The sequence below is a fragment of the Mesorhizobium sp. M2A.F.Ca.ET.039.01.1.1 genome (assembly GCF_003998035.1).
Taxonomy (GTDB): Bacteria; Pseudomonadota; Alphaproteobacteria; order Rhizobiales; family Rhizobiaceae; genus Mesorhizobium.
Genome location: NZ_RZRY01000762.1, coordinates 1 through 2,765 on the forward strand (window position 1 = coordinate 1; position 2,765 = coordinate 2,765).

Below are 2,765 nucleotides of genomic sequence, written 5' to 3' on the forward strand. Positions count from 1 at the left end.
TTGCTCATCGCATTGAGAAGCGCGAGCGCCGCGCGGTAACGCTGGTGTTCTTGCGGCCGTGGCCGAGCGAACATTTCAGTGAAGAACCCCATGACTCAATAGCCCCTATTGGTCCTCCCAACGTCAAAGTATAGGCGATTTTTTTAAATTGTGCAGTGCAGCAATTGCATGGCTGCCATGCCGCATCAGATTTTTTCCGCCACAATCGATTTTCCGCGAAACTTTTCGGCAGGCTCAATCGTAGGCGTTGGTGCCGGCACTTGGCCGGCTTTTTCCTCGCCACTCCTGGCGACCTTGCCGGACTGCACGAAATGCGGTCCGGCTTTTTGCTTGATGGCTCCGGTCGGCAAAATGCCTGCAATTGTTAACGTCGCCAGAAGTCATTTTTAACGAGGGCGCCCTATCTTCAAATGGCGTCAATGCATGCCGTCACGAGAGGGAGGCTGAGATCGGCACCGGGAACAAGCTCGATTTCGCTTCGTTGCTCGACGACCTGATCGTCGCCTCGGAGAAAGGCGAGGAAGAGGGCGCCCGGCCGTCTATCCCGTTCGACTATCTGTCCGTTGCCGATGAACTTCATTCCGGCCGCATCAAGGTTGCCGGTGAGAGCGTCGCCGCCGAATACCGCGAATCCGGCGCCGATCTTGCCGCGGAGTTCGCAGCACTTCTCGACCGGGCGAAACTGACGCTTGCGGGCGAAGAGCATTGGCCCGAGGAAAAGCTGCCGTCGATCGATCCCGAAGCCATTGCCGGCGAGCTCGGCCTCGACCATCCAGCCAAGAATGCCGATTTCGGCCGCATCCGGCGCAATTTCGCTTTCGCCAACCACCCGGACCGGGTCGCGCCGCATCTGCGCCAGCGCGCCATGATCCGCATGCAGGTGGCCAACATGCTGATCGACGAGGCGAAGCGACGGGCCTTGGCTGGGGCACGCCGTTAGCCGCGCAGTTTACGCAAAAAGTCGAAGACTGCGGGCTTGGAGAAACTCCGGCCTGTGCTTTATGCTTGAACTTCCTCCCCGCGCTGTCCGCGCAAAACTCCCGCCGGAGATCCCATGCATAAACGCCGCCTCGGTCGGACCGACCTCCTTGTTTCGCAAATCTGCCTCGGTTCGATGACCTGGGGGCAGCAGAACACCGAAGCGGAGGGCCACGCGCAGATGGACCTGGCGTTCTCGCGCGGGGTGAATTTAATCGACACGGCCGAGCTTTACCCGATCCCGCCCAAGGCCGAGACGCAAGGGCGGACCGAGAAGACCATCGGCAGCTGGATGAAAGCCAATCGCAACCGCGACAAGGTCATCCTTGCCTCGAAAGTGGTCGGCCGCACGGCCAACACCTGGTTCCGCGGCGATCGTCCCTCGAAGCTGGTGCGCGCCGACATCTTCGACGCGGTCGAGAAGTCGCTGGCCAAGCTCGGCACGGACTATATCGACCTCTATCAGATCCACTGGCCGGACCGGGACATTCCCTGGGGCTCGAATCCGACGCGCGTGGGAGCGGTGGCGCGGCGCCCGGATGCGGCAGGCACTCCGGGAGGCGAGACGCCTGTTGCCGAAACGCTCGCCGTCTTCGACGAACTGGTGAAGGCCGGAAAGATCCGCCATCTGGGTCTCTCGAACGAAAGCTCCTGGGGTGTCATGCGCTTCGTCTTCGAGGCCGAAAAGGCCGTGGGTCCGCGCGTCGCCTCGCTGCAGAACGCCTACAACCTCGTCAACCGCACCTTCGAGGTGAACCTTGCCGAGGTCTGCGAACGCGAGGAGATCGGGTTTCTTCCCTATTCGCCGCTGGCGCAGGGCTATCTCACCGGCAAGTACGATCATGGCGCGCGGCCGCAGGGCTCGCGCTCGCAGCTTTTTAACCGCGGCCAGCGCTACGAGACGCCGAATGCGGCGGAAGTGCTGCGTCAATACAACGAGCTGGCGCGCTCCTTCGGCATGGAGCCGGCGCTCTTCGCCAACGCCTATGTGGCGAGCCGGCCCTTCGTGACGGCGAACATCGTCGGTGCGACCACCATCGCGCAGCTCGAGACGGCGCTGTCCTCGGTCGACGTCACCTGGACGGAAGAGATGCAGAAGGCGGTCGACGCCATTCACCAGCGCGTCGGCAATCCGTGTCCTTGATCGGAATCGTTTAAAAAACAAAGGGGTGGAGACGATGGCAGAGTTTCCGATCGAGGCCGTGCGCGGCAGATTTCCGGCGCTTTCGCTGACCGATAAAGGGCGCCGGCGCATCTATCTCGACAATCCCGCCGGCACGCAGGTGCCACTGACGGTAGCGGACGCGGTGTCGCGCTGCCTGCTCTCGACCAACGCCAATCTGGGCGGCATCTTCGAAACAACGGTCGCTGCGCAGCAGGTGGTCGATGGGGCACATGCCGCGATGGCCGATTTCCTCAACGCATCGAGCGTCGAGGAGATCGTCATCGGCGCCAACATGACGACGCTCACCTACCACATGTCGCGCACGCTTGGCCGGACAATGAAGCCGGGCGACGAGATCATCGTCACGCGCATGGACCACGAAGGCAATGTCTCGCCCTGGCTGCAGCTTGCCGAGGATCTCGGCCTGGTCGTTCGCTTCCTGCCGTTCGACGAGCGGAGCTGGCAGGTGGAGGAGGCGGCGCTGAACGCGCTGCTTTCGGACAAGACGCGGCTCGTCGCGCTGAATTATGCCTCGAACCTGACCGGCTCGATCAACCGGGTGAAAGCGCTGACGGCGCTCGCCAGGCAGGCCGGCGCGCTGGTCTACGTCGATGCCGTGCAG

The 2,765-nt window shown here is 62.5% G+C and carries 4 protein-coding genes; 3 read left to right on the forward strand and 1 reads right to left on the reverse strand.

The window, feature by feature from the left end; translation table 11 throughout:
• Positions 1–185: 185 nt before the first annotated feature.
• A complete protein-coding gene (locus EOA24_RS42010; RefSeq protein WP_189342723.1) occupies positions 186–350 on the reverse strand; it encodes a hypothetical protein in 165 nt (54 codons plus the stop codon).
• Positions 351–481: 131 nt separating this feature from the next.
• On the opposite strand from EOA24_RS42010, the gene EOA24_RS33265 reads away from it, so the two are divergent.
• The 3 genes from EOA24_RS33265 to EOA24_RS33275 all read left to right on the forward strand — a co-directional run.
• Positions 482–940, forward strand: a complete 459-nt coding sequence (locus EOA24_RS33265; protein ID WP_126082509.1) for a hypothetical protein — start codon at positions 482–484, stop codon at positions 938–940.
• Between the two features lie 114 nt (positions 941–1,054).
• The gene (locus tag EOA24_RS33270; protein ID WP_127410541.1) at positions 1,055–2,122 is read left to right on the forward strand and encodes an aldo/keto reductase; all 1,068 of its coding nucleotides are present in this window, start codon (positions 1,055–1,057) and stop codon (positions 2,120–2,122) included.
• 34 nt (positions 2,123–2,156) lie between these two features.
• Positions 2,157–2,765 (forward strand): aminotransferase class V-fold PLP-dependent enzyme (locus tag EOA24_RS33275; protein ID WP_127410542.1); only part of this gene is annotated, 609 nt, incomplete at its 3' end.

What these genes read in the sequence shown, in the direction of transcription:
- EOA24_RS33270 (WP_127410541.1), top strand. Translation starts at nt 1,055, where the DNA reads ATGCATAAACGCCGCCTCGGTCGGACCGACCTCCTTGTTTCGCAAATC.